At 71.9% G+C, this 24,778-nt stretch carries 27 protein-coding genes; 14 read left to right on the top strand and 13 right to left on the bottom strand.

The window, feature by feature from the left end; genetic code table 11:
• Positions 1-5: 5 nt before the first annotated feature.
• Positions 6-605, bottom strand: coding sequence for a membrane protein YczE (gene yczE / locus Acor_RS13520; protein WP_155336970.1), 600 nt, complete (start codon positions 603-605; stop codon positions 6-8).
• Between the two features lie 73 nt (positions 606-678).
• On the opposite strand from yczE, the gene yczR reads away from it, so the two are divergent.
• Positions 679-2,097: a MocR-like transcription factor YczR gene (yczR, locus tag Acor_RS13515; protein WP_308805647.1), complete on the top strand. Its 1,419-nt coding sequence runs from the start codon at positions 679-681 to the stop codon at positions 2,095-2,097.
• Here yczR and Acor_RS13510 read toward each other — a convergent pair.
• Entirely contained in the window at positions 2,081-2,695 is a 615-nt protein-coding gene (locus Acor_RS13510; protein WP_218034263.1) for a trimeric intracellular cation channel family protein, read from the bottom strand. The two genes, yczR and Acor_RS13510, sit on opposite strands and share 17 nt — an antisense overlap.
• 120 nt (positions 2,696-2,815) lie before the next feature.
• Here Acor_RS13510 and Acor_RS13505 point away from each other — a divergent pair, with 120 nt between their 5' ends.
• The 4 genes from Acor_RS13505 (at position 2,816) to Acor_RS42175 (ending at position 7,299) form a co-directional block, all read left to right on the top strand.
• Entirely contained in the window at positions 2,816-4,651 is a 1,836-nt protein-coding gene (locus Acor_RS13505; protein WP_155336969.1) for an AMP-dependent synthetase/ligase, read from the top strand.
• A 103-nt stretch (positions 4,652-4,754) separates the two neighbouring features.
• Positions 4,755-5,726 carry a hypothetical protein gene (locus Acor_RS13500; protein ID WP_155336968.1) on the top strand — a complete coding sequence of 324 codons (972 nt, stop codon included), beginning with the start codon at positions 4,755-4,757 and terminating at the stop codon, positions 5,724-5,726.
• Between the two features lie 156 nt (positions 5,727-5,882).
• Entirely contained in the window at positions 5,883-6,788 is a 906-nt protein-coding gene (locus tag Acor_RS13495) for a hypothetical protein (RefSeq protein ID WP_155336967.1), read from the top strand.
• Between the two features lie 121 nt (positions 6,789-6,909).
• Positions 6,910-7,299 carry an ArsR/SmtB family transcription factor gene (locus Acor_RS42175; RefSeq protein WP_170316910.1) on the top strand — a complete coding sequence of 130 codons (390 nt, stop codon included), beginning with the start codon at positions 6,910-6,912 and terminating at the stop codon, positions 7,297-7,299.
• Here Acor_RS42175 and Acor_RS13485 read toward each other — a convergent pair.
• From Acor_RS13485 to Acor_RS13475, 3 genes are read right to left on the bottom strand one after another with little or no spacing between them, the layout of a single operon-like run.
• Positions 7,186-8,202: an NAD(P)/FAD-dependent oxidoreductase gene (locus tag Acor_RS13485; RefSeq protein ID WP_155336966.1), complete on the bottom strand. Its 1,017-nt coding sequence runs from the start codon at positions 8,200-8,202 to the stop codon at positions 7,186-7,188. The genes Acor_RS42175 and Acor_RS13485 overlap by 114 nt on opposite strands.
• Entirely contained in the window at positions 8,199-8,708 is a 510-nt protein-coding gene (locus tag Acor_RS13480) for an isoprenylcysteine carboxyl methyltransferase family protein (RefSeq protein ID WP_155336965.1), read from the bottom strand. The genes Acor_RS13485 and Acor_RS13480 overlap by 4 nt, the downstream gene beginning before the upstream one ends.
• A gap of 10 nt (positions 8,709-8,718) precedes the next feature.
• Positions 8,719-9,765 carry a type III polyketide synthase gene (locus Acor_RS13475; protein ID WP_155336964.1) on the bottom strand — a complete coding sequence of 349 codons (1,047 nt, stop codon included), beginning with the start codon at positions 9,763-9,765 and terminating at the stop codon, positions 8,719-8,721.
• Between the two features lie 127 nt (positions 9,766-9,892).
• On the opposite strand from Acor_RS13475, the gene Acor_RS13470 reads away from it, so the two are divergent.
• On the top strand, positions 9,893-10,738 hold the full coding sequence (locus Acor_RS13470) for a UbiA family prenyltransferase (RefSeq protein WP_246238628.1): 846 nt from the start codon (positions 9,893-9,895) through the stop codon (positions 10,736-10,738).
• Here the strand turns inward: Acor_RS13470 and Acor_RS13465 are convergent.
• The 3 genes from Acor_RS13465 to Acor_RS13455 are packed head-to-tail and all read right to left on the bottom strand — an operon-like array spanning position 10,735 to position 13,641.
• Entirely contained in the window at positions 10,735-11,913 is a 1,179-nt protein-coding gene (locus Acor_RS13465; protein WP_155336962.1) for an LpqB family beta-propeller domain-containing protein, read from the bottom strand. The genes Acor_RS13470 and Acor_RS13465 overlap by 4 nt on opposite strands.
• The gene (locus tag Acor_RS13460; protein WP_155336961.1) at positions 11,910-12,443 is read right to left on the bottom strand and encodes a SigE family RNA polymerase sigma factor; all 534 of its coding nucleotides are present in this window, start codon (positions 12,441-12,443) and stop codon (positions 11,910-11,912) included. Before Acor_RS13460 ends, Acor_RS13465 begins: the two co-directional genes overlap by 4 nt.
• A gap of 43 nt (positions 12,444-12,486) precedes the next feature.
• Entirely contained in the window at positions 12,487-13,641 is a 1,155-nt protein-coding gene (locus Acor_RS13455) for an RtcB family protein (protein ID WP_155336960.1), read from the bottom strand.
• A 189-nt stretch (positions 13,642-13,830) separates the two neighbouring features.
• On the opposite strand from Acor_RS13455, the gene Acor_RS13450 reads away from it, so the two are divergent.
• The 4 genes from Acor_RS13450 (at position 13,831) to Acor_RS13435 (ending at position 18,134) form a co-directional block, all read left to right on the top strand.
• A complete protein-coding gene (locus Acor_RS13450) occupies positions 13,831-16,257 on the top strand; it encodes a helix-turn-helix domain-containing protein (RefSeq protein WP_155336959.1) in 2,427 nt (808 codons plus the stop codon).
• Positions 16,258-16,325: 68 nt separating this feature from the next.
• Entirely contained in the window at positions 16,326-17,309 is a 984-nt protein-coding gene (moaA, locus tag Acor_RS13445; RefSeq protein ID WP_155337106.1) for a GTP 3',8-cyclase MoaA, read from the top strand.
• 1 nt (position 17,310) lies between these two features.
• Entirely contained in the window at positions 17,311-17,904 is a 594-nt protein-coding gene (mobA, locus tag Acor_RS13440; RefSeq protein ID WP_155336958.1) for a molybdenum cofactor guanylyltransferase, read from the top strand.
• Complete coding sequence (locus tag Acor_RS13435; protein ID WP_155336957.1) at positions 17,901-18,134, top strand: DUF6457 domain-containing protein; 234 nt, start codon at positions 17,901-17,903, stop codon at positions 18,132-18,134. The genes mobA and Acor_RS13435 overlap by 4 nt, the downstream gene beginning before the upstream one ends.
• A gap of 238 nt (positions 18,135-18,372) precedes the next feature.
• Here Acor_RS13435 and Acor_RS13430 read toward each other — a convergent pair whose 3' ends face one another.
• Entirely contained in the window at positions 18,373-18,687 is a 315-nt protein-coding gene (locus Acor_RS13430; protein ID WP_155336956.1) for a DUF3099 domain-containing protein, read from the bottom strand.
• A gap of 60 nt (positions 18,688-18,747) precedes the next feature.
• Here Acor_RS13430 and Acor_RS13425 point away from each other — a divergent pair, with 60 nt between their 5' ends.
• Entirely contained in the window at positions 18,748-18,963 is a 216-nt protein-coding gene (locus Acor_RS13425) for a dodecin (RefSeq protein ID WP_155336955.1), read from the top strand.
• A gap of 4 nt (positions 18,964-18,967) precedes the next feature.
• Here the strand turns inward: Acor_RS13425 and Acor_RS13420 are convergent, their stop codons facing one another.
• Both Acor_RS13420 and Acor_RS13415 read right to left on the bottom strand, forming a co-directional pair.
• Positions 18,968-20,335 (bottom strand): metallopeptidase TldD-related protein, encoded by a 1,368-nt coding sequence (locus Acor_RS13420; protein WP_155336954.1) that lies wholly within the window; start codon positions 20,333-20,335, stop codon positions 18,968-18,970.
• Entirely contained in the window at positions 20,332-21,825 is a 1,494-nt protein-coding gene (locus Acor_RS13415) for a TldD/PmbA family protein (RefSeq protein ID WP_155336953.1), read from the bottom strand. The genes Acor_RS13420 and Acor_RS13415 overlap by 4 nt, the downstream gene beginning before the upstream one ends.
• Positions 21,826-21,981: 156 nt before the next feature.
• Between Acor_RS13415 and fabG the strand changes: the two genes are divergently transcribed.
• Positions 21,982-22,686, top strand: a complete 705-nt coding sequence (fabG, locus tag Acor_RS13410; protein ID WP_155336952.1) for a beta-ketoacyl-ACP reductase — start codon at positions 21,982-21,984, stop codon at positions 22,684-22,686.
• Between the two features lie 3 nt (positions 22,687-22,689).
• A complete protein-coding gene (gene fabI, locus Acor_RS13405; RefSeq protein ID WP_155336951.1) occupies positions 22,690-23,454 on the top strand; it encodes an enoyl-ACP reductase FabI in 765 nt (254 codons plus the stop codon).
• A 21-nt stretch (positions 23,455-23,475) separates the two neighbouring features.
• Here the strand turns inward: fabI and Acor_RS13400 are convergent, their stop codons facing one another.
• Positions 23,476-23,832: a hypothetical protein gene (locus tag Acor_RS13400; protein ID WP_155336950.1), complete on the bottom strand. Its 357-nt coding sequence runs from the start codon at positions 23,830-23,832 to the stop codon at positions 23,476-23,478.
• Between the two features lie 536 nt (positions 23,833-24,368).
• Between Acor_RS13400 and Acor_RS45400 the strand changes: the two genes are divergently transcribed.
• Positions 24,369-24,494, top strand: coding sequence for a hypothetical protein (locus Acor_RS45400; protein ID WP_281353214.1), 126 nt, complete (start codon positions 24,369-24,371; stop codon positions 24,492-24,494).
• A gap of 58 nt (positions 24,495-24,552) precedes the next feature.
• On the opposite strand, the gene Acor_RS42170 is transcribed toward Acor_RS45400, so the two are convergent.
• Positions 24,553-24,778, bottom strand: a 226-nt coding sequence (locus Acor_RS42170; RefSeq protein WP_170316909.1) for a hypothetical protein, incomplete at its 5' end; no start/stop codon positions are given.

Here is a 24,778-nt window from a genome sequence, read left to right as displayed (position 1 = left end):
GCTCGCTACGCTACACGCTGTAACCGCATGAACAGCTGAGTCAGCGGCCCGATCGCGGCGGCGAACGCCAGCGTGCCGATGCCGACGGTGCCGCCGAGCAGCCACCCGGCGATCAGGACGGTGACCTCGATGAGGGTCCTGGCCAGCCGGATCGACAGGCCCAGCCTGGCCAGGCCGGTCATCAGGCCGTCGCGGGGCCCCGGGCCCATGCCCGCGCCGATGTAGAGGGCGGTCGCGAAGGCCACGGACACGATCGCTGCCACCAGGAACAGCCAGCGCAGGGCCAGGTCGCCTGGGGTGGGCGCGAGCCAGATGGTGGCGTCGGCGAACAGGCCGAGCAGCAGGACGTTGCTGATCGTGCCGACGCCGGGCTTCTGGCGGAGCGGGATCCAGAACACCATGACGAGCGCGCCGACCACGATGATCCAGGTGCCGATCGTCCAGCCGGTCCGTACGGCCAGGCCCTGGTGGAACACGTCCCACGGGTCGTTGCCGAGGGTGGACTCGACCTGGAGGCCGATGCCGGCGCCGTACAGGGCGAGGCCGGAGTAGAGGCGGATCAGCCTGGCCGGCAGGGAAGCGGTGCGAATCGAGAGCTCAGTCATAGTGCCTCGATCCTCCCTGCCCCGGCTTGCCGGTTAAAGGGCCAATTTGGCGAAATGGCCTTACATTGGGCGCATGGAGATGAGCGCGGGGCACCTGGCCCGCCTGGTCGAGGTGCCGCCGGACGCGCGGCCCTACTACCGGGCCCTGGCGGCGGCCGTCCGCGACCGCATCCTGGACGGGCGGCTGCCGGTCCGGGTCCGGATGCCCGCGGAACGCCAGCTGGCCGAGACGCTCGGGGTGAGCCGGACCACCGTGACCACCGCCTACGACCGGCTGCGCGGCCAGGGCTACCTGGAGAGCCGCCAGGGCGCGGGCAGCTGGTCCGCCCTGCCCGACCCCAGCTCCTGCCTGGACAACCCGTGGTCGAAGGCCGACGACGGCGGCCTGCTCCCGCTGCACGCCGCCGCCCTGCCCGCCTCCGGCTTCCTCGGCGAGGCATTCGCGCACGCCGGCGAGAACTACCACCGGTTCACCCTCGGCCTGGGCTACGACCCGGTCGGCCTGCCCGCCCTCCGGGAGGCCGTCGCGAAGCGCTACACGGAGCGCGGCCTGGCCACCAGGCCCGACCAGATCATCGTGACCACCGGCGCGCAGCAGGGCATGCACCTGCTGATGACGCTCCTGGCCGGGCCGGGCGACCCGGTCCTGCTGGAGTCCCCGACCTACCCGCACGCCATCGACCTGGCCCGGCTGCGCTCGGCCAGGATCGTGCCGGTCGGCGTCCCCGCCGACGGCCGCCACCTGGACCTGCTGGTCAGCGCGGTACGGCAGTCGGGGGCCCGGCTCGCCTACCTGATCCCCGACTTCCACAACCCGACCGGCCACCTGATGACCGCCGACGACCGGGCCGGTCTGGTCGCCGCCGCCCGGCGGCACGACGTGACCGTGATCGTGGACGAGACCTGGGCAGAACTCGCCATCGACGACCCCGCGCAGCCCCCGCCCACCGCCGTCTTCGACACCGACGGACGGGTGATCTGCGTCGGCTCCGCCTCCAAGCTCTGGTGGGGCGGCCTGCGGATCGGCTGGGTGCGGGGGAGCGCCGCCCTGGTCCGCCGCCTGGCCACGCTGCGCGCCTCGGTGGACATCGCCAGCGCGCTGTTCGAGCAGCTCGCGGTGGCGCGCCTGTTCGAGCGCATCGAGGAGACCAGGGCGGAACGGCGGCGGATCCTGGCCGCCGCCCGCGCCGCCCTGGTGGCGGCGCTCCGCCGCGAGGTCCCGGAATGGAGTTTCCGGATCCCCGGCGGCGGCGGTTCGCTCTGGGTCCGGCTGGACGCCCCGATCGCCACGCCGCTCGCAGAAGCGGCCGCCGTCGCCGGGGTACGGCTCGCGCCGGGCCCCTGGTTCGGCGTCGACGGCACCCTGGAAGGCCACCTGCGGCTGCCGTTCACCCAGCCGCCGGACGTGCTGGCCGACGCCGTGCGCCGGATCGCCGCGTCCAGGGGGATGGTCGGCCGCCGCCCCCGGGCCTCGCTCATTCCGGCGCTGTGACGCCCCTGGCCAGCGGCGCCCGCCAGGAGTAGCGCATCGCCAGCATGCGCAGCGTGAAGGCCAGCAGGGCGGCGGCCAGGGTGGCGGCGAAGTCGTACACGCCCAGCCGGGACAGCACGGCCATCAGGGCGGCGCCGACCATGGCGGGGACGGCGTAGAGCTGCCGGTCGTACAGCAGCGTCGGGGTCTCGCCGGACAGCAGGTCGCGCAGGATGCCGCCGCCGACCGCGGTGCAGACGCCGAGCAGCACCGCGTGCGGCGCGGACAGGCCGAACAGCAGCGCCTTCTCGGTGCCGACCGCGCAGAACAGGCCGAGCCCGGCCGCGTCGAACACCAGGATGGCGGGCATCAGCCGGGTCACCTGGGGATGCCAGAAGAACACCACGGCCGTCGCCGCCACCGGCACCAGCAAATAGCCGACGTCGCGGAACGCGGCGGGCTGGATGCCGATGAACAGATCCCGCAGCACGCCGCCGCCGACGGCGGTGAAGAACGCCAGGACCGCCATCCCGACCACGTCCAGCCGCTTCCGCACGCCCTGCAGCGCCCCGGAGATGGCGAAGACGAAGATCCCGGCGAGATCGAGTACAGGTGTCACCGGAGAATCATCCCATCACCGGGTCTATGCCGGAAAATTCTCGCCGAAATGGGGGGTTGTCAGGGATTGCTTACACATGATGCGATGCAGGCCACCTGTACGCACACCCGGAGGAGCGGAATGGCGAATCCTCAGGTCCTTGAGGAGCGCGCGGCGATCGAGCGGGACATCGCCGGCCGGACCATCTGTCAGCAGCTCGCGGAGACGGCCGAGCGATATCCCGACTCGCCCGCCTATTCCGACCCGGTGGAGGGCGGCTGGGCCACCCTGACCTTCGCCGAAGCCCGGCAGCGGGCGCTGGAGATCGCGGCCGGCTTCGCGGCCCTCGGCCTGGCGCCCGGCGAGGCCGTCGCGCTGATGATGGTCAACCGCAGCGAGCACGTGCTGGCCGACCTGGGCGCGGTGCACGCCGGCGGCGTCCCGGTCTCGGTCTACAGCACGTTCGCGCCCGACCAGGTCTCCTTCGTGGCGCGGGACGTCGGCGCGAAGATCGTGGTGCTGGGCGGGCCGCGCGAGTTAGCCCGCTGGGAGCCGGTCCTGGCCGAGCTCCCCGGCATCACGAAGATCATCATGCTGGAGGGCGCGACCGGCGACCAGCTGTCCTGGGCCGACTTCCTGGCCCTCGGCGCGGCGGCGCTGGCCGGCGACCCGGACGCCAACGAAGCCCGGTGGCGCGCGGTCGGCCCCGAGGACACGCTGACCGTGCTGTACACCTCCGGCACCACCGGCATGCCGAAGGGCGTGCCGCTGACCCACCGCAACGTGCTGTTCGAGGTGGCCGCCACCGACCGGATGACCTCGCTGCCCAGCCAGGGCACCCAGATCTCCTACCTCACCTACGCGCACATCGCCGAGCGGGCCCTGTCCCTCTACCTGCCCCTGTTCAAGGTCTCCCACGTGCACTTCTGCACCGACCTGGCCAATCTCGGCGCCACCCTCGGCGCGGTCAAGCCGGTCATGTTCTTCGGAGTGCCCAGGGTCTGGGAGAAGATGATGGCCCGGCTCCAGGCGCTGCTGGCCACCCAGCCGGAGGAGCAGCAGGAGAACGTGCGCGCCGCGATGGCCGCCGGGCTCGCCTACGTGGAGGCCGGCCAGCACGGCGGCGTGCTGACCCCCGAGGTCCAGGCCGCCTACGAGCAGGCCGACGCCGCGCTGCTGGCCATCATCCGGATGATGATCGGCTTCGAGAACGCCGGCTGGCTGGCCACCGCCGCCGCCCCGATGCCGCTGGAGGTCCAGCGCTTCTTCGCCGGCCTCGGCCTCAAGGTCCTCGACGTGTACGGCATGACCGAGACCACCGGCGCGTTCACCGCCAACAGCCCCGACAGCTACCGCCTCGGCACGGTCGGCCGCGCCGAGCCCGGCGTCGAGGTCAGGATCGCCGAGGACGGCGAGATCCTCACCCGCAGCCCGCTCAACACCGCCGGCTACCTCAACCGCCCCGAGGCCAGCGCCGAACTGCTGGACGAGGACGGCTGGCTGCACACCGGCGATGTCGGCTCCGTCGACGCGGACGGCTTCGTCCGGATCGTGGACCGCAAGAAGGAACTCATCATCACCGCCGGCGGCGAGAACATCTCCCCCGCCAACATCGAGAACTACCTCAAGGAACACGCCCTCATCGGCCAGGCCCTCGCGTACGGCGACAGCCGCCCCTACCCCGTCGCCATCCTCACCCTGGACGGCGAGGTCGCGCCCGGCTGGGCCCAGGCCAACGGCATCGCGTTCGATTCGCTCGCCGAGCTGGCCGAGCATCCGGACGTGCTCAAGACCGTGGAGGCCGCCATCGAGGCGGCCAACGAGAAGCTCGCCCGGGTGCAGCAGGTGAAGAAGTGGCGGCTGCTGCCGGTGGAGTGGACGGCGGAGACCGAGGAGCTCACCCCGAGCCTGAAGCTCAAGCGCCGGGTGATCCACGCGAAGTACGCGGAGATCATCGACGACATGTACCGGGACTGATCCCGGCGGGGCCGCCCTGCACCAGGGCGGCCCTGTTTGTTTGCCATTCGGGGCGTGTGTCGGGTCCGATCCCATTGCCGGGCGTTGCCTAGCGTTCTGCGCCATGACGAGACGAATGCTCGCGACGCTGACCGCCGTCATGACGCTCGCCTGGCCCGGGGTCCCGGCCGAGGCCACCGAGCCGGAACTGGCGATCAGCTCCATCAGTTTGCGCCCGGACGAGCCGGTGGTCCGGGCCACCGGGTCGGTGCGGCTGGTGATCGACGTGGTGGCGCGGGGGGCGCATGGCGTACGGGGGGTGACGGTCCTGGTCGAGCCGGGGCGCCCGCCGGCCGGCGCGAAGACCGTGACCGCCGCCGAGGCGCCCGCACTGCCACCGGCCAAGCCGGTAGTCCCACCGGCCAAGCCCGCCGTTCCGGTGGTTCCACCGGCCAAACCGGCCGTTCCGGTGGTTCCGGCGGTCAAACCCGCCAAGCCCGTCGTTCCCGCGGTGCCGCCGGTCAAGCCCGCCGCCGGGTACGCCTTCACGGCCTCCGACGCCACCGTGGTCCGGCCGCCGGTGGGGTTCCACCGGTTCCGGCTGGCGGGGGACGGCTGGGAGACCTGGCGGTTCAATCCGCGGGTGGGGCTGTCTCGGTGGTATCCGAGCGGCGTGTGGACGGTCGGGGCGACGGCGGTCGATCGGGCCGGTAACGAGGTCAAGGCGTACACGACGTTCAACCTGCGGCGGGAGACGGCGCTGGAGGGGTTCGCGGTGAGTGAGAAGAAGCGGGTCCGGGTGTCGGGGACGCTGACCCGGCTGGATCCGTACGGGCTGGTCGCGCACCGGCCGTTCGGCCGGCAGCCGCTGCTGATCCGGTTCCGCGAGGAGGAGAGCGAGGGTGAGAGCGAGGGTGAGAGCGAGGGTGAGAGCGAGGGCGAGTGGCGGACGGTCGGGAAGGCCAAGACGCGACCGGACGGTTGGTTCGACCGGAAAGTCCCCAAGGCCGGAGATGGCGTATATCGGGTGGAATTCGCGTCTACCACGCATTATGCGGGCGATGTCAGCCCCGGACGCCGCCCACGGCGTAATTAGACGCACGAGACGCGGATTCCGTTGCCAGATTGTGATCAGTATTTAGGTGTCTTGGACGCAACTTTTCCCTGTCTGGATGCGTCTATGACGTAGGCGCGGTCTACCTCAGATCGCGTGTGTTAACGGGGAGAGGAAGCACCCTCTATGGTCAGACGAATGGCAACCGCCTTAGTGGCGGCCACCGTGGGCGCTGCGGTGCTCTCGGTGGCGGGACCCGCGTACGCGGACCCCGGCCCTAATGATGGGCACCATCCCGGGCCCGACCCGAAGATCACGAGCATCGTGGTCAACCCCAGCGAGGTGGTGCTCACGCGCCACCGCGACTCGGCGACCGTCTCGGTCACCGTCAAGGGCGTGGACCTCAAGTCCGCGCAGGTCTACTTCCTTCCCAAGGGGCACCATTGGGGCGGCGGAGACAACGACGGCGGCCACGGCGGCAACGACGGGCCGTGGGGTCAGAAAGATGACGCCGAGAAGAACGTGATGTACAAGCCGACCTGGTTCTCGGAGACCTACTCCAAGACCATCGGCTGGAACGACACGGTCGGCTCGTGGAGCGTGCGCGTTGTCGCCTGGGGCGTCAACGGCCGGAAGGTTTTCGGCGACAGCTCGTTCTTCGTCAAGCACAACACCTGGACTCCGCCGAGGAGTCCGAAGGGGACCCGGTTCGTGGGCTTCAACGCGAGCCCCGAGCCGGTCAAGCAGGGCCGCAAGCTGACCCTGTCCGGTCGCCTTCAGGTCGCCCAGTGCTACGGCGACCACTACTACAAGTGGGACAGGGCGCGAGTCGAACTCGATGGCAGCAGCAGCTCCGGCTCCTGCTACGAAAGCCGTAAGTACTGGCACGACTGGTACAAGCTCGGCTGGGAAGACATCGATGTCTACTTCCTGCCCAAGGGCTCGCACAAGTGGCGCTACGTCGACACGATCGAGACCAACCCTGACGGCACGTTCTACACCAAGGTCAAGGCGCTCAAGTCTGGCAACTGGGGCGTCCGCTTCGAAGGAAACCGCGACCTCGCGGGCTCCGAGGCGTACGACTACGTGAAGGTCGTGAAGTAAGCGGTCTCGCTTTCCGGCAACAGGACGGCCCGGTCTCCCGTGGGGGGCCGGGCCTTCCTGCTGGGGGGCTGCCGCACGTATATTGAACCCCAAAGTTATAGAACCTAGGGGTTATAAGAGTATGGACCAGCTCGACGCGACCTTCGCGGCCCTGGCCGACCCCACCCGCCGCGCCATCCTGGCCCGGCTGGCGGCCGGGGAGGCCACGGTGACCGAACTGGCCGCGCCGTTCGCGATGAGCCAGCCCGCGATCTCCAAGCACCTGAAGGTGCTGGAACGCGCCGGTCTGATCTCCCGCGGCCGGGACGCCCAGCGCCGCCCGTGCCGGCTGGAGGGCCGCAGGCTCAGGGTCGCCACCGACTGGCTCGCCGACTTCCACTGCGGAGACGCAGGCGACTCAGGCCAGCATTGCGACGGCGGCCCGGAAGACGCCGGGCAGGGCGTGCGCGGCCGGGACGATGAGCTGGGCGGTCGGCCGGGCGGTCCTGGCCGCGAGGAGCGCCGCGGTTAACGCCCGATGCTTGACCGACAGGCGCCGCCAGCGGCGTTCGTAGGCGTCCTGCCTGCCTTCGGTGAGGCAGCCGACCAGCGCGTCGGCCGACCGCAGGGCGAGCGACAGGCCCTCCCCGGTGATGGCGTCCACGTAGCCCGCGGCGTCGCCGACCAGGAGCACCCGCCCGGCCACCCGGGCGGTGGCGCGCTGCCGGAGCGGGCCCGCGCCGCGGACCTGGGTGGAGTCGCACCCGTCCAGGCGGGCGGCCAGGGCGGGGAACTCGGCCAGGTGCTCGTGGTAGGGGCGGCGGAGCGAGCTCAGCACGGCCACGCCGACCAGGTCGGGGCCGACGGGGGTGACGTAGGCCTCGCCTTCCGGGGCCCAGTGCACCTCCACGAAGTCGGTCCACGGTTTGATCGCGTAGTGGCGGCGCAGGCCGTACCTGCGGACTCCGGAGAAGGGGCGGGACAAGCCGGTCATGGTCCGGACGGGGGAGTGCAGGCCGTCGGCCGCGACGAGCCAGCGGCCCGTCAGCCCGGCCGCCGCCACGTGGCCGGGGAACTGCCGTAACTCCTCGATCCGGCCGGTCACCACCTCGACGCCGAGGCCGGCCGCGCGGGCGGCGAGTGCGGCGTGCAGGGTGGTACGGCGCACGCCCAGGCCGCTGCGCCCGCCCGGGAAGCCGGCGGCGACGTCGTGCCGCCCGTCCAGGTAGCGGATGCCGCGCAGCGGGTGGCCGGCCACGGTGACGCCGAGGGCGGCCAGCGCCTCGGCGCCGGTCGGCATCAGGCCCTCCCCGCACGCCTTGTCGATCGGGCCGGTCCGCGGCTCGACCACCACCGCCGTCAGCCCGGCCAGCCTGGCCCTGATTGCCGTGGCCAGCCCGGCGGGGCCGCCGCCCGCCACGATCAGGTCGATCACGTCGCGGCGAGGCGTAGCGCGGCCTCCTCGCACCGGATCCTGACCACCATCAGCACCGCGTTCAGCACGGTGAACACCAGCGCGGTCACCCAGGCGGTGTGCGTCAGCGGCAGCGCCGCCCCCTCCACGGCCACCGCCACATAGTTCGGATGCCGCAGCCACCGGTACGGCCCGCCGGTCACCAGCGGCAGCCCAGGAACCACGATCACCCGCGTGTTCCACTGCCGCCCCAGCGTCCTGATGCACCACCAGCGCAGCCCCTGCGCGGCCACGACCAGGGCCAGCATCGGCCAGCCGAGCCACGGCAGGAACGGCCGGCCGGTCGCGTACACCTCGGCCAGGCAGCCCGCCAGCAGCCCGGTGTGCAGCGCGACCATCCACGGATAGTGCCCCTGACCGGACACGACGGCGCCGCGTCTCCGGCTCCACGCCTCGTTGCGCCGCGCCACCACCAGTTCGGCGACCCGTTCCACCCCGACCAGCAGGACCAGCAGCGTGTACCACATGTCGGCCGTCCTACCAGGTCAGCAATACGAGTTCGGAACAGAAGCCGGGGCCCATCGCGATCAGCAGCCCCGGCGTGCCCGGCGGCGGGCGCAGCGCGATGGTGTCCCTGAGCACGTGCAGCACCGACGCCGAGGACAGGTTGCCGATCGAGGCCAGGGAGCGCCAGGTGACGTCCAGCGCGCCCGGCGGCAGGTCCAGGGTCTCGCTCACCGCCTCCAGCACCTTCGGCCCGCCGGGATGGCACACCCAGGCCGACACGTCCCCGACGGTCAGCCCGTGTTCCCCGAGGAAGCCGCGGACGTCGTCGCCCAGGTAGTCCCTGGCCACGTCGGGCACTCCGGCGTCGAGCACGACCCGGAACCCGGTGTCGGTCACGTCCCAGCCCATCACGTGCTCGGAGCCGGGGTACAGGTGGCTGCGGGTGGACACCACGCCCACCGGGGACGTCCCGGCGCGCGCGTCGCCGACGGCGACCACGGCCGCCGCGCCGTCGCCGAACAGGGCGCCCGCGACCAGGTTGGCGGGGCTGATGTCGCCGCGCTGCAGGGTCAGCGAGCACAGCTCGACCGAGAGCAGCACGGCCACCTGCTCCGGCCAGCCGCGCAGGTAGTCGTGCAGCCGGGCGATCCCGGCGGCCCCGGCCACGCAGCCGAGCCCGAAGACGGGCACCCGTTTCACGTCCGGGCGCAGCCCGAGCCGGCCGGCCAGCCTGGCCTCGATGGACGGCGCGGCGATCCCGGTCACCGAGGTGAACATGATCATGTCGACGTCGGCCGGGGTCAGCCCGGCCTCGGCCAGCGCGCCGGTGACGGCCGCCTCGCCCAGCTCCAGGGCGGCCTCGATGAAGAGGTCGTTGGCCATGCCGAAGCCGGACACCTTGGCGTAGCCGTCCAGCGGCAGCACGAGATGGCGGTGCTCCACTTTCGCGCTGCGGTGCAGGCGCTCCAGGACGCGTCGATCGGCTCCGGGACACATCCGCGCGACCGCGTCGGTGATCTCGGCCTGCGGATAGCGATTCGGCGGCAGAACACCACAAACGGCGGCAATACGGGACATCCGGCTCCCCGTCTCACAGGTACCTGTCGGGTCACTAATGCCCATCTTCACCTCGCCCACCCCCCGTCGGGGGACATGCCCCCCTAATCACGGTGTAAGTGATGCGCAGGGAGGGCATTCCGGGTCTGTGAGCGACCCCGCGCCCCCGGTCATCGTCCGGTTCACGCCCGTGCACGGGCTGGTGGCGGCCTGCCATCCCGGGCCCACCCTGGCCGTCACGGCTCTGGTCACCGCGCTGGTGGCGGGGAGCGGGCGGCCGGTCGCGGACTGCGCGGGGGTGGCGCTGGCCGTGCTGGCGGGGCAGCTGTCGGTCGGGTGGTGCAACGACGCCGTGGACGCGGCCAGGGACACCGCCACCGGGCAGCGCGGCAAGCCGGTCGCGCTCGGGCTGATCAGCCCGGCCGCGGTCGGGATCGCGGCGGCGGTGGCGCTGGTGCTGTGCGTGCCGCTGTCGCTGCTGTCGGGGGTGCCGGCGGCGGCCGTGCACGTCAGCGCGGTGGCGGTGGCGTGGGCGTACAACCTGGGGGTGAAGGCCACCGTGCTGTCCTGGGCGCCGTACACGGTGGCGTTCGGGCTGGTGCCGGTGTTCGTCGCGGCCGGTCTGCCCGGGACTCCCCAGCCGGCCTGGTGGGCGGTGGGGGCGGCGGCGCTGCTGGGGTTCGGGGCGCATCTGGCCAACGTGCTGCCCGACATCGACGCCGACCTGGCCACCGGGGTGCGCGGCCTGCCGCAGCGGCTCGGCGCCCGCCGGGTCCGCGTGCTCGCGCCCGTGCCGCTGCTGCTGGCCGCCGGGCTGCTGGTGATCGGGCCGCCGGGGACGCCGGGAATCGCGGGCTGGGCCGCGCTCGCCGCCGCCTCCCTGCTGACGGCGGCGAGCTGGGTGTTCGGGGCACGGCACCCGCGCGCGCCCTTCCTGACGGCCATCGCCGTGGCCGCCGTCGGCGTCACCCTGCTCCTGGTCCAGGGTGTCTAGATCAGGAGTGTGGCCAGGCTGATCCGGAACGGCGTCTTCCCTTCGAAGGTCAGCCGCCGGGTGGTCAGAGCGGTGTTCACGTCCACCGCGTAGACCTCCGCGCCCGACCAGCGTTTCCACACCAGCACCGTCGCCGCGTCCCGCCAGCCCGCCAGCTCCGGCGGGCCCTCCTCCCGCTGCAGCTGGGTGGGAACGTGCACAGGGCCGACCCGGCCGTCGGCCGTGTCGATCAGGCTCAGCTCCGTGTTCCTGCCGCGGTTGCTCAGCAGGGCGAGCCGCGTCCCGTCCGGGGAGACCCTGGCGTAGGCCGGCAGGTACGGGTACCCCTCCTCTTGCGCGCCCGCCCCCGACGGCACGACGGCGTGGGAGTCGCCGTCCGCCTCGAACATGCGCAGGGGGGCCTGCTCGCTCGGGCGGAAGATCTTCGCGGGCGGCGCCGGGGCCTGTACCGGGTAGGAGCCGTCGTCGGCCACACCGAGCACACAGCAGCCGGCGTCCAGGGTGGTGATGTTCCGGCCCGCGAGGTCCATGACGACGGCCCGCGGGGTCGGGGCGGCGGAATAGACCGGCGTGAAGTCGATCGAGAGCCAGGCGCCGGACGCCGACCAGGTGATGTTCACCATGTCCTTCCCGATCGCGGCCCGGTCGGCGGGGAACGCGGTCAGGGTCTTCCTGCCGGTCGTGACGTCCAGGACGGCCAGCCGCGCGTCCTGGTCGAAGTAGGCGAGTCTGGTCCCGTCCGGCGAGACCGCCAGCGCGCCGAGATGGGCGTACATCCGGGCGCGCGGGTCCGGTTCGAACCCGTCCGCCACCCGGAATTCCGCGCCCTCGGTGGTGCGCACCCGCCACTGGGCGCAGCCCGGCACTCCGCGATGGTCGCACTGCACCGTGTAGGCGAGCACGATCGGCGCGGTGCCACCCCCGGGCAGCGGCCGGGGCGGCTCGGCGGCGACCGTGATCGCCTGGTCCGGCACGCCGAGCACGGCCTCCTGGTCCGCCGGCCGCACCAGCGTCACCACCGCGACCGTCGCCGTCACCAGCGCCGCCGCCAGCAGCGGCGCGAACACCGCGCGCGCCCGCCGCCGCCTGGCCCGCCTGATCGCGCGTTCCGCCATGCCCCCGATCGGCGGACCGCTGTCGGCGATCTCCCGCAAGGTCTCGCGCAAACCTGTCATCTGGCACCTCCCGACCGTGCGGAATCCGTCTCGGCGAGCAGCTCGGCCAGCTCGGGCGCGATGCTCCGCAGCCGCCGCAGCGCGTGATGGGTCTGGCTCTTCACCGTCCCCGCGGAGCACCCGAGCAGCCGGGCCGTCTCCGCCTCGCCGAGGTCCTCGTAGAACCGCAGGACCAGCACCGCCCGCTGCCGGGGCGTCAGCCGCGCCATCGCCCGCTGGAGGACCAGCCGCCGTACCGAGGCGTGGGTGAAATCGTCGGTTCCGGTCGCGTCGGCGATCTCGGCGACGGCCACCTCCCGGTTCCGCCGCACCCGCCACCAGGAGACCGACTCCCGGTAGAGAGCCGTCCTGGCGTACGCCTCCGGGTTGCCGTCCCGCTCGATCCGCTGCCACCGCGCCGCCAGCCTGGACAGCACGATCTGCAGCAGGTCCTCGGCCAGGTGCCGTTCGCCCGTCAGCAGGTACGCGGTCCCCATGAGCGCGGGACCGCGCGCCAGCACGAACTCACGAAACCCCTCATATCCATCCACCACACCCCGTATACGGGATCAACCCCCGGAATGGTTGGCGTCGTCAGCCCTTGTAGTTGAAGACCTGATGCAGGGTGTGCCGGATCTCCACCAGATCCCGCTGGTCGGCCATGACCTTGTCGATGGACTTGTACGCCTTCGGGTGCTCGTCCACCAGCGCCGCCGCCCTGCTCGCGTTCCAGGTACGGCCCCGCATGGCCTCCCGCAGCGACCGCGCCGTCAGCTCCCGCCGCGCCTGCCCCCGCGACATCCGCCGCCCGGCCCCATGCGAGCAGGAGTTGTACGACTCCGGGTTCCCCCGCCCCCGCACGATGTACGACTGCGTCCCCATCGACCCGGGAATGACCCCGTCATCCCCGCGGTCGGCCTTGATCGCGCCCTTCCGGGTGATCCACAGGTCGGTCCCGAAATGCCGCTCCCGCTGCGCGAAATTGTGGTGACAGTTGATCGTCTCCACCATCTCGCCGCGCTTCACCAGGCTGAACAGCGCGTTGTTGAGCACCACGTTCATCCGGGCCCGGGACGCCATCGCGTACGCCTGCGCCCACAGCATGTCCTCGATGTAGGCGGTGAACTCCGGCGTGCCCTGGACCAGGTAGGCCATCGCCGGGTCCTCCAGCGCGATCGCCTGCCGCGCCATCATGTTCTTGGCGTCCACGATGTGCCGGGTCGCCAGCTGGTTGCCGATCCCGCGCGAGCCGGAGTGCAGCACCGTCCAGACCCGGCTCCGCTCGTCCAGGCAGACCTCGACGAAGTGGTTGCCCGAGCCCAGCGTGCCGAACTGCACGGACACGGTGTGCGCCTGCTTGGCGGTCAGCTCGGTGTGCGGGCGGCCCAGCTCGTCCAGCGCCCGGTCGATCGTGCTGTCGTCGTGGCCCTTGCCGACCCCGGCCGGGATGCGGCTCTCCACCAGCGGCATCAGCGCGTCCAGCGACTGCGGCAGGTCCTCGGCCCGCAGCGAGGTCCTGGTCGCGATCATGCCGCAGCCGATGTCCACCCCCACGGCGGACGGGATGATCGCGCCCTCGGTCGGAATGACCGACCCCACGGTGGCGCCGATGCCGACGTGCGCGTCCGGCATGAGCGCGACATGGCCCGCCACGATGCTCATCCTGGCGGCCCGCGCGGCCTGCGCGACCGCGCCCGGGTCCAGGTCACTCGCCCACGAAAGCACGTTCGGGGCGACCTCGTTCGGCATGATGATCCTTTCCGTCGGATCCAGTGTGCCCAGCCACCGGAGGAGATCCCACTGGTTTTACGGCCGGCGAGAATTGGCTCGCATGAGCGGGGCCGGCTTAAATATGCTCGGCGGGTGCCCAGCTCGTGGCCCTTCGCGGGGAGATCGGCGCCGCTGGCGACGCTGAGGTCCGCGGCTCGGGGGATCGTCGTGACCGGACCCGCCGGAGCGGGCAAGAGCCGCCTGGTGGCGCAGGCCGTCCAAGACCTTGAGGGAGTGGCCTGGGTGCGGGCCACCGCGTCGGCGGCCGAGATCCCGCTCGGCGCCTTCGCCCACCTGGTGCCGCAGACGCCGCCGGCGGGCAACCCGCTGAGCTGGGCGGCGGCGGCGATCGACGCGGCCACGCTGGTGGTGGACGACGCGCACCTGCTCGATCCGGTGTCGGCCGCGCTGGTGCACCGGCTGGTCCTGGACGGCCGGGTCCGGGTGCTGGCCACGGTCCGCGCGGGCGCGGCGGCGCCGGACGCGGTGGTCGCGCTCTGGAAGGACGACCTGGTGCCCCGGCTCGATCTGGAGCCGCTCTCACCGGCCGAGACCGAAGACCTGCTCGCCGCCGCCCTCGGCGGCCGGATCGAGACCGGCGCCCTCGCCCGGTTCTGGGAGACCAGCCAGGGAAACCCGCTCTACCTGCGCGAACTCGTGCTCTCCGGAGTGCTGCGGGACGTCGGCGGGCTCTGGCTCTGGCACGGCACGCTCACCCTGACCAGCACGCTGCGCGAGACGATCGCAGCCCGCATCGGCGAACTGACCGCCGAGGAACGCGACACCGTCGAACTCCTCGCCTACGGTGAACCACTCGGCCTGGACTCCCCGGTCCTGGAACGGCTGGAGACCCGGCAGCTGATCACCGTGCAGCCGGACGGCAGGCGCCTCCAGGTCCGGCTCGCGCATCCCCTCTACGGGGAGGTCATCCGGGACTCGTGCGGCACGCTCCGCACCCGCGCCGTGCTCCGGCGGCTGGCCGCCATGATCGAGGCGACCGGCGGGCGGCGCCGCGAGGACGTGCTCAGGATCGCCGTCTGGCGGCTCGACGGCGGCGCGCCCGGCGACCCGGCCCTGCTCGCCCGCGCCGCCGAGCAGGCCAGATCGGTCCGCGACCTGGCGCTGGCCGAGCGGCTGGCCAGGGCCGCCATCGAGGCGGGCGGGGGAGTCGCGGTGCGGCTCAGCCTCGCCACCATCCTCAGCTACCAGGACCGCTATGCCGAGGCCGAAGAGGTGTTCCGGCAGCTGGCGGAGTCCGGCCTGACCGGCGACCGCCGGGTCGACTGCGCGACCACGCGCGCGCTCAACCTGCAGTGGGGACTGGGACGCCTGGACCAGGCGCTCCAGGTGCTGGACGCGGCCGACGACGGCCAGATCAGCGTCGACGGGCGGCAGGGGCTCGGCTTCGTCGCCGGAGCGATCACCGCGTTCGGCGGGGACCTGGACGCCGCCACCGCCCGCCTGGACGCCGCGCAACGGCTCGGGCCGCCCAGCTCGCGCGCAATGCGCGCCGGCGGCGTCACCCGCGCGCTCGTGCTGGCCGCCGCCGGCCGGGCCACCGACTGCCGGGCCTGGATCGAGACCCTGCTGGCCAGGCTCGGACCGGACGCCGACCTCTACCCGAGCATGACCAACTCGCTGACCGAGGCCCGGATCAGGATCGCTCTGTCGACCGGGGACCTGCCGGAGGCCCTGCGCCTCGCCGAGCACGCCCGCCGCCAGGACGACTGGGCCCGCACCAGCGCCCAGTTCGGGGCCTACCGCGCCACGGCGCTCCGGCTGGCTGGGCGGGTCGGCGAGGCCCTGGCCGCCGCCGGGGAAGCGGTCGCGCTGCTGCCGCCGCGAAGCGTCGTGGCCGGAAGCTGCCTGGGCGAACTGGCCCACGCGCAGGCACTGCTCGGCGACGTGGCGGCGGCCGAGGCCACCCTGGCCAGGGCGCAGGACGCGGCCGTGGCCGCCGGGCCCGCCACCGAGGTCCCGCTCCAGCTCGCCCGCGTCTGGACGCTCGCCGCCAGAGGCGACATCACCGGCGCGGTCGAAATCGCCCTGGCGGTCGCCGCCAGCCCCTACCCCACCTACGCCATGGTCGGCCTGCACGACCTCGTCCGCCTCGGCCACCCGGCCGTGGCCGCCGCCCGCCTCGCGGAACTCACCGTGGACGGCCCCCTCCGCGCCCTGCTGGTACGGCACGCCACCGCCGCCACCCCCGGCGACCTGGACGAGGTCTCCCTCGGCTTCGAAGCCTTCGGCATGCTCTTACACGCGGCCGAGGCGTCCGCCACGGCGGCCCTGGCGTACCGGGACCTGGGACTGCTCCGCGGCGCCCGCGCGGCCGAGACGCGGGCCTGGACGCTGACCCGGCGCTGCCAGGGCGCGCACACCCTCGCCCTGCTCGACCTGGAGGTCCCCGGCCTGACCCCGCGCCAGCGCGAGGTGGCCGTCCTGGCCGCCCGCGGCCTCACCAACCGCGAGATCGCGGAACGCCTGGTCCTGTCGATCAGAACCGTGGCCAACACGCTGTACGCGGTGTACGAACGCACCGGCGTCAACGACCGGGCCGCACTGGCGGACCTCCTGGACGCCCGCCGGGAGTGACCCTCGCTTTGGAGCGCCGTTGATCGGAGGCATAGGGTGGAAAGGTCTTTCGCGATGGAGGTATGCCCGTGCTGGTCGACTCGTTTGGGCGGGTGGCGACAGACCTGCGGGTGTCGCTGACCGACCGGTGCAACCTGCGGTGCACATATTGCATGCCGCCGGAGGGGCTGGATTGGCTGCCCAAACCCGAGTTGCTGACCGCTGACGAGATCGTGCGCCTGGTCCGGATCGGGGTGGCCCGGCTCGGCGTCACCGAGGTGCGCTACACCGGCGGGGAGCCGCTGCTCCGCCGCGAACTGCCCGAAATCGTGGCGCGCACCTCGTCGCTCGGCGCGGAGATCTCGCTCACCACCAACGGGATCGGGCTCGCCCGGCTGGCCGGGCCGCTGGCCGAGGCCGGGCTGCACCGGGTCAACGTGTCGCTGGACACCCTCGACCGGGACGTCTTCGTCAAACTCTCGCACCGGGACCGGCTCAAGGACGTGCTGGCCGGCCTGGCGGCGGCCGACGCGGCCGGGCTCACCCCGGTGAAGGTCAACACGGTCCTGATGCGCGGCATCAACGACCACGAGGCGGTCCCGCTGCTCCGCTTCTGCCTCGACCGGGGGTACGAGCTGCGCTTCATCGAGCAGATGCCGCTGGACGCCCAGCACGGCTGGACCAGAGCCGGGATGATCACAGCCGACGAGATGCTCGCCGCGCTCCGCACCGGGTTCGAGCTCACCGACGCCGATCCGGCCGAACGCGGCAGCGCTCCCGCCGAACTGTTCCTGGTCGACGGCGGACCGGCCAAGGTCGGGGTGATCGGCTCGGTGACGCGGCCGTTCTGCGGCGCCTGCGACCGGGTCAGGCTGACGGCCGACGGCCAGGTCCGCAACTGCCTGTTCGCGACCGAGGAGTCCGATCTGCGGGCGGCGATGCGGGGCGGGGCGTCCGACGGCGAACTCGCCGACCGCTGGCTGGCCGCGGTCCGGATCAAGAAGGCCGGGCACGGCATCGACGACCCCAGCTTCCTGCAGCCCGCCCGGCCGATGTCAGCCATCGGCGGCTGACATGCACGTCCCCCGCGCGGACGGGCCGGCCTCCCGGACCCGCTATGACGCACTGGTGCTCACCGGCGGGCGGGCCAGCCGCTTCGGCGGCGGGGACAAACCCGGCGCGCTGGTCGGCGGGCGCTCGCTGCTCGAACGCGTCGTCACGGCCGTCGCCGGGGCGGACCGCCTGATCATCGTGGGCGATCGGCGGGAGATCGACTGGCCGGGAGAGCTGCTGTTCGCCCGCGAGGACCCGCCGGGCGGCGGGCCGGTCCCCGCGCTCCGGGCGGGCCTGGTCCACGCGGCGGCGCCCTGGGTGGCCCTGCTCGCGGGCGACCTGCCCTTCCTCACCGCCCTCGACGTCGAAGCCCTGCTCGCGGCGGCCGGGACGGGAGCCGTGCTGGTGGACGACACCGGGCGCGAGCAGTGGCTCGCCGGGGTGTGGCGGCGCGAGGTGCTGGCCGGCGCGCTCGCTCGTTACGATGGGCGCTCGCTGCACGGCGTGCTCGGGCCCCTCGAACCGGCCCTGGTGGCCGTACGGGACCGGGTGCCGTGGTTCGACTGCGACACCGCAGACGATCTGGCGCAGGCCAACCGACAGGAGACGGCGTGAACGTGCTGGAGGAGTGGACCGCGCGGGTCTGCGCGGAACTGGGCGTGGATCCCGCCAGCCTGGACCGGGACGCGGTCCTCGACCTGACCAGGGACGTCGCGCACGGCGTCGCCCGCCCCGCCGCCCCGCTCACCGCCTACCTGCTGGGCCTCGCCCAGGGCGCGGGCACCGCCCCGCCGGACGCGCTGGCCCGCCTCTCCGCCCTCGCCGAGAACTGGTCCCGCGAATAAGCGTGTCAAGCCGACGGTCAAGGACTTGATCCAGAATTGGGCCGGACGGTGCTGTCACCAGAACTGAGCACGGTCCCAGAAGAGGGCGATGCCGGGTGGTTACGGGGGCAAACCACCCGGCATCGCTTCATCGGCGTTCCGACGGGGGCCCGGAACGCCGGCACCAGCGCTCCGACGGGGGACCAGAGCGCTTGGCTAAACTGTACACCTACCACCCTTGGGATGCGTCAAGACTTAGTCACGACCCGATCTCGCGTCGATGCCGTGGTATCTCGTTTTGGTTAGATTCAGCATCGTCCAAGGGTGAGGGCAGACCCGCGGCCCGTTCGTTCGCCCCGATCACGGCAAGGTACGGCAAAAGAACCGCGCCCGCGATGAACAGTGCACGGATCGGCCACGGAGCGGGCAGCGCGACGGCCAGGATCAGGCAGACCACACGGATGCTCATTTTGATGACGTAGGAGATCTCGCGCTTGCGGATATCCGCGGACAGGCTCGGCTGCGCATCCGTCACCTGATGGACTTCCGGCCGGTTACGGCGTCTGACCTTCATGTTTCCACCCTACGCCGCCGCGATACGATCATTTGAGCTACGAGGAGTGGGGAGGACGTCATGGGGGATCGCACATACCGGGTCACCGAAATCGTCGGCACGTCGGGGGAGAGCGTCGATCAGGCCATCCGCAACGGAGTCCGGCGGGCCGCGCAGACCCTGCGCCACCTCGACTGGTTCGAGGTGCTGGAGGTGCGCGGCCACATCGAGGACGGCGAGGTAGCCCACTTCCAGGTCTCGATGAAAGTGGGCTTCCGCCTGGAGGACTCCGAATAGCCCGCTAGTTCGCCTGGCTGACCGTCGACATGTTGAAGTCGGGCACCCGGACCGGCGGCATCACCGCGCGGGTGAAGTAGTCGTTCCACTCGCGCGGCAGGGTCTGCTCGCTCGCCCCCACCTGGGTGAGCCGCCCGAGCAGGTCCACCGGCGACTCGTTGAACCGGAAGTTGTTGACCTCGCCGACGACCTCGCCGTTCTCCACCAGGTAGACACCGTCCCTGGTGAGGCCGGTGAGCAGCAGCGACTGCGGGTCCACCTCGCGGATGTACCACAGGCAGGTGAGCAGCAGCCCGCGCTCGGTGGCGGCGATCATGTCCTCCAGCGTGCCCGCGCCGGTCGGGCTCTCCATGATCAGGTTGTCGATCTGCGGGGTGGTGGCCAGCCCGGTCAGCTCCGCGGAATGCCGGGTCTGGATCAGGTTGGCCAGCGTGCCGCCGGAGATCCAGTTCGTCTGGTCCAGCGGCAGGCCGTTGTCGAACACCGACTGCTCCCGCCCCGACGCGTGCGCGACCGCGAAGTCCACGCACTCCACGCCCGGGTGACGCGGGTCGCTGAACAGCCGGATCGGCGTGCCGGACAGCTGCTCGCCGACCCGCGTGCCGCCCCCCGGCTTGGCGAAGACGGTACGGCCGTCGGCCGCGTCCCTGGCCCCCGCCGACCAGTAGAGGTAGATCATCAGGTCGGAGACCGCGGTCGGCGGCAGAATCGTCTCGTACCGCCCGGCGGGCAGGTCGATCCGGCGTTTGGCCCAGTCGAGCCGCTTGGCCAGGGTGTCGTCCAGCGCGGCCACGTCCACGTCGGTGAAGTCCTTGGTGGCCACGCCGGCCCAGGCCGAGCGGGACATGTCGGGGGACTTGGCGTTCAGCTCAAGGCGGCCGGTCGGCTGGTCGTAGCGGCGGCGCAGGCCACCGCTGGTGCCGACGAAGACCGAGTTCACCAGGTGCTCGGCGAACCCGTACAGCCGGCGGCCGGAGGATTCTGCGGTGGCGAAGGCCTCGCCCAGGGCCGGGGCGAACGCGGCGAACACCTCGATCGAGGTGGGTTCCGCCGGGGCCGACCAGTCGGCCTGCGCGAAGCCGTCCACCAGCGGGCGGGCGTCCTCGGACGGCTGCGCGTCCCTGGCCGCCGCGTCGGCCGCGGCGACCACGTCGGCCAGCTGGTCGGGCCGGACGGCGGCGCGGGACACCACGCCCACGCCGGCCCCGGCGATCGAGATCACCGTCAGCTGGGACGAGCGGGCCACGCCGTTGGTGGTGAGGGTGTTGCCCGCGAAGCGCAGGTTGGCGCTGGAGCCCTCGTCCACGATGACGACGCGGTCATCCGCCCCCGGTAGCGCCAGAGCGCGTTCGACAGTCTCCTGCGGGGTCACTTGCCGCCCTCCTGCACCGTGTTGAGGATCCGTACATTCCGGAAGCGCGCGGACGGGCAGCCGTGGCTGACCGGCGCGACCTGGCCGGGCTGGCCCTTGCCGCAGTTGAAGGCGCCGCCCAGCACGTAGGTCTGCGGGCCGCCCACCGCGTCCATGGAACGCCAGAAGTCGGTCGTGGTGGCCTGGTAGGCCACGTCGCGCAACTGCCCGGCCAGCGCACCGTTCACGATCTTGAAGAACCGCTGCCCGGTGAACTGGAAGTTGTAGCGCTGCATGTCGATCGACCAGCTCTTGTCGCCGAGCACGTAGATGCCGTTCTCCACCCCGGCGATCAGCTCGTCGGTGGACGGGCCGGCCTCGGCCGGCCGCAGCGAGACGTTGGCCATGCGCTGGATCGGCGGGTGGCCGGGGGAGTCGGCGAAGGCGCAGCCGTTGGAGCGGCCGAAGCCCGTCAGCAGCGCCATCCGGCGGTCCAGCTGGTAGCCGGTCAGGGTGCCGTCGGTGACGATGTCGAAGGACTGGGCCCGCACGCCCTCGTCGTCCCAGCCGACCGTGGCCAGGCCGTGCTCGGCGGTGCGGTCCCCGGTCACGTTCATGATCTTGGAGCCGTAGGTGAGCTCGCCGAGCTGGTCGAAGGTGGCGAACGAGGTGCCCGCGTAGGCGGCCTCGTAGCCGAGCGCCCGGTCCAGCTCGGTGGCGTGGCCGATCGACTCGTGGATCGTCAGCCACAGGTTGGAGGGGTCGACCACCAGGTCATACCGCCCGGACTGGACCGAAGGGGCGGCCAGCTTCTCGGCCAGCAGCGCGGGCAGGGCGGTCAGCTCCGCGGGGAAGTCCCAGCCGGTCCCGGTCAGGTACTCATACCCCCGCCCGGCCGGCGGGGCCAGCGTGCGCATGTCGTCGAAGCGCTCGCCGTCGCTCTTCATCGCGGTCAGCTGCGGATGCACCCTGACCCGCTGCTGGGTGGTCACCGTGCCCACCGAGTCGGCGTAGAACTTCTGCTCCTTGACCTGCATCAGCGACGCCGACACGTGGTCGACCTGGCCGAGCAGGCCGCCCGACCACTCGCCCAGCAGCGCCACCTTGTCGCGCAGCGGCACGTCGAACGGGTCCACGGCGTAGGCCGACACCCAGGTGACATCCGAGTACACCGGCTCGGGGGCCAGCTCGACCGGCTCCCGGTTGATCGGCGCGCTCACCTCGGCCACCTGCACCGCCTGCTCGGCCACCGCCGCCGCGGCCTCGGGGGTGAGCGCGATCCCGGCCGCGAACCCCCAGGTGCCGTTCTTCACCACCCGCACGGCGAAGCCGAGGTCGTCGGCGTCGATGGAGCCCTCCAGCTTGGCGTCGAACAGGCGCAGCGTCTCCGCGCGCACCCGTTCCACACGGAACGCCGCATACTCGGCGCCCAGCTCACGGGCTCGCGCGAGGGCGGCGTCGGCCAGCCGCCGGAGCGGCAGGGCGAGAAAGTCCGGATCGATCTGACGCATGGGTGCGATCCTAGCGGGGCCCTCCGACACGCCCGCCGGAGCCCGAATCCCAGCGGGGCCTCAGCCGCCGGACTGGCCGAACTCCACCATGCCGGACCTGTGATCTTGTCTCGGGCGGACAAGCCGTTACCGCTTGGTAGCCGATAGCGTCGGAGCATGGCTCGTTCTGTACTCGTCACCGGCGGCAACCGTGGCATCGGTCTCGCGATCGCCCGCGAACTCGCGGCGACCGGCGACGCCGTCGCCGTCACCCATCGCTCCGGCGAACCCCCGGAAGGGCTGTTCGGCGTCCGCTGCGACGTCACCAGCCAGGCCGACGTCGACGCGGCCTTCGACAAGGCCGAGGCGGAGCACGGCCCCGTCGAGGTGGTCATCGCCAACGCGGGCATCACCAAGGACACGCTGCTGGCGATGATGAAGGAGGAGACCTTCACCGACGTCATCGACACCAACCTGACCGGGGCCTACCGGGTGGCCAAGCGCGCCGTCCGGCCGATGCTGCGCCTCAAGCGCGGGCGGATCATCCTGATCTCCTCGGTGGTCGGCCTGCTCGGCTCGGCCGGCCAGGCCAACTACGCCGCCTCCAAGGCCGGCCTGGTCGGCTTCGGCCGCTCCCTCGCCCGCGAGCTGGCCTCCCGCAACATCACGGTCAACATCATCGCCCCCGGCTTCGTGGAGAGCGACATGACCGCGGCGCTCACCGAGGAGCAGCAGCAGCTCATCCGCAAGCAGATCCCGCTCGGCCGGCAGGCGCACGCGGCCGAGATCGCGAGGGTCGTCCGGTTCGTGGCCAGCGACGACGCCTCCTACATCACCGGCGCGGTCATCCCCGTCGACGGCGGCCTGGGAATGGGGCACTAGGACATGGGAATTCTCGAAGGCAAGCGCCTGCTCATCAGCGGCGTGCTCACCGACGCGTCCATCGCGTTCAGCGTGGCCAGACTGGCCCAGGAGGAGGGCGCCACCATCGTGCTCACCGGTTTCGGCCGGCTCAGCCTGGTGGAGCGGATCGCCAAACGGCTCCCCAAGCCGCCCCCGGTGATCGAACTCGACGTGCAGAACACCGAGCACCTCGACACCCTCGCCGACCGCGTCAGCGAGCATCTGGACGGCCTGGACGGCGTCGTCCACTCGATCGGCTACGCGCCGCAGAGCTGCCTCGGCGGCAACTTCCTGCACACCCCGTGGGAAGACGTGGCCACCGCCATGCACATCTCCACGTACTCCTACAAGTCTCTCGCCGTCGCCTGCCTCCCCCTCATGAAGGAGGGCGGCGCCGTCGTCGGCCTCGACTTCGACGCCACCAAGGCCTGGCCCGTCTACGACTGGATGGGCGTCGCCAAGGCCGGCCTCGAGTCGACCAACCGCTACCTCGCCCGCGACCTCGGCAAACAGGGCATCCGCGTCAACCTGGTCGCCGCCGGCCCCCTCCGCACCATGGCCGCCAAGAGCATCCCCGGCTTCCAGGAATTCGAGGACAGCTGGCCCGACAAGGCCCCCCTCGGCTGGAACCTCTCCGACACCGTCCCCGCCGCCAAAGCCTGCCTCGCCCTCCTCTCCGACTGGTTCCCCGCCACCACCGGCGAAATAATCCACGTCGACGGCGGCGTCCACGCCATCGGCGCTTGACCACTCCAGATAGGGGGATCCTCATCCCCCTATCTGGCCGGCCCCACCGGACTCAGCACTTCTCGATTGACCCGTGACGTTGGCCCGGGGCTGCCGGGTACGGAGGTAGTCGGCTGCTTCGCGCAGAATGCGCTGCTGCCCTGGCGTCATTCTGAGGCCCTGCGGGGAGCGTGAACCGGGGAGCAGCGGCGACTGGCTGAACCTGAGCGGGTAGGCGTCCTGCTCCGGCCCGCCGAGTGATCCGAGTGATTCGAGTTCCGTCGCGTTCACTGTGACATCGCCCGGGTGCCCGAAGGCCGACAGGGGGCTCTCGCCTTCGCCGACGTCGCGGGCAAGCTGCTGCGCCCTGCGCGCGGCGGCGAACATCCTGTTGGTCACCCGGCGGCCGGACACGGGAGCGGGAATTCCGGCAAGCACTTCCTGCCCGCTGGTCGACTCGGCCGGAACCTCGTCATTGACATCCCGCAGCGGAAGCGCCAGCGAGAGGACGAAACTTCCCGGTCGCGTGGAGACGCGGGTTTGCGATGCGTAGGACTCGGCCCGGAGAGGGCGCCTGGGGGGAAGGACAAGGTCTCCGTGGTCCAATGCGGCCGCCGACGCGACGACGTAGCCTCGCAGCGCGGTCAAAGCCGTGTGAGCGACGAATAGCGGGCCTCGCCCGACGGCGCATCCGGCGTGAGCCGTACCGAAACGGTATCCGCTCCGCCGTATCGCATATCAGTGGCGATTTCCTGAGGCGTTCTCCGCTCCGCGAAAGCCAAGGTCCTGAGCGCCTCATCAATGCGGTCGGAATAGTCCTTTGCTTCCTCTTTGAGAGGGAGAACCACCCGCATATCCGACCTGTCACCGGACTCGGGACGCCAGAGGCTCGTCCGCTCATCGCGGTCTTCCAACACCCAGCCCGCGCCCCGGAGGTGGGCCACGAATCCATCCAGACGCAGGGTCAGGAGACCGGCGGGGGCGGGGACGCCGGGCCCGATGGGCGGATGCTCGTGGGCACCGGCCTGCTGATCATCCTGGCGGCCGGTTTCCGGCGGTGACCGCTTCAAGCCACGCCTTACCGGAATCGCCCTGTGGAGGGTTCATCTCACGTGGGGTTCAGGCGAGGCGGTGGGGGCGGTTGGAGGGCATGGGGAGGCCGGATAAGGGGAGGCCTTCTGGTTCTTTTTCGCGGGCGCGGCGGGAGGCGACGACGCGGGTGGCGAGGACGGCGGAGAGGAGGAGGGAGGCGGTGAGGATGGTGCCGATCGGGTCGTAGGGCTGGCGGGGGCGGGCGCTGCGGGTTTCGCCGGTCAGGGCGGGGACGAGTTGGCCGGGCCAGAGG

The organism is Acrocarpospora corrugata, assembly GCF_009687845.1.
GTDB classification, from domain to species: Bacteria; Actinomycetota; Actinomycetes; order Streptosporangiales; family Streptosporangiaceae; genus Acrocarpospora; species Acrocarpospora corrugata.
Note: the sequence above shows the minus strand (reverse complement) of the source record. Positions and strands in the feature narration are given on the sequence as shown.

What these genes read in the sequence shown, in the direction of transcription:
- yczE (WP_155336970.1), bottom strand. Translation starts at nt 605, where the DNA reads ATGACTGAGCTCTCGATTCGCACCGCTTCCCTGCCGGCCAGGCTGATC.
- yczR (WP_308805647.1), top strand. Translation starts at nt 679, where the DNA reads ATGGAGATGAGCGCGGGGCACCTGGCCCGCCTGGTCGAGGTGCCGCCG.
- Acor_RS13505 (WP_155336969.1), top strand. Translation starts at nt 2,816, where the DNA reads ATGGCGAATCCTCAGGTCCTTGAGGAGCGCGCGGCGATCGAGCGGGAC.
- Acor_RS13500 (WP_155336968.1), top strand. Translation starts at nt 4,755, where the DNA reads ATGACGAGACGAATGCTCGCGACGCTGACCGCCGTCATGACGCTCGCC.
- Acor_RS13495 (WP_155336967.1), top strand. Translation starts at nt 5,883, where the DNA reads ATGGCAACCGCCTTAGTGGCGGCCACCGTGGGCGCTGCGGTGCTCTCG.
- Acor_RS42175 (WP_170316910.1), top strand. Translation starts at nt 6,910, where the DNA reads ATGGACCAGCTCGACGCGACCTTCGCGGCCCTGGCCGACCCCACCCGC.
- Acor_RS13480 (WP_155336965.1), bottom strand. Translation starts at nt 8,708, where the DNA reads ATGTGGTACACGCTGCTGGTCCTGCTGGTCGGGGTGGAACGGGTCGCC.
- Acor_RS13475 (WP_155336964.1), bottom strand. Translation starts at nt 9,765, where the DNA reads ATGTCCCGTATTGCCGCCGTTTGTGGTGTTCTGCCGCCGAATCGCTAT.
- Acor_RS13465 (WP_155336962.1), bottom strand. Translation starts at nt 11,913, where the DNA reads ATGACAGGTTTGCGCGAGACCTTGCGGGAGATCGCCGACAGCGGTCCG.
- Acor_RS13455 (WP_155336960.1), bottom strand. Translation starts at nt 13,641, where the DNA reads ATGCCGAACGAGGTCGCCCCGAACGTGCTTTCGTGGGCGAGTGACCTG.
- mobA (WP_155336958.1), top strand. Translation starts at nt 17,311, where the DNA reads ATGCACGTCCCCCGCGCGGACGGGCCGGCCTCCCGGACCCGCTATGAC.
- Acor_RS13430 (WP_155336956.1), bottom strand. Translation starts at nt 18,687, where the DNA reads ATGAAGGTCAGACGCCGTAACCGGCCGGAAGTCCATCAGGTGACGGAT.
- Acor_RS13425 (WP_155336955.1), top strand. Translation starts at nt 18,748, where the DNA reads ATGGGGGATCGCACATACCGGGTCACCGAAATCGTCGGCACGTCGGGG.
- Acor_RS13415 (WP_155336953.1), bottom strand. Translation starts at nt 21,825, where the DNA reads ATGCGTCAGATCGATCCGGACTTTCTCGCCCTGCCGCTCCGGCGGCTG.
- fabG (WP_155336952.1), top strand. Translation starts at nt 21,982, where the DNA reads ATGGCTCGTTCTGTACTCGTCACCGGCGGCAACCGTGGCATCGGTCTC.
- fabI (WP_155336951.1), top strand. Translation starts at nt 22,690, where the DNA reads ATGGGAATTCTCGAAGGCAAGCGCCTGCTCATCAGCGGCGTGCTCACC.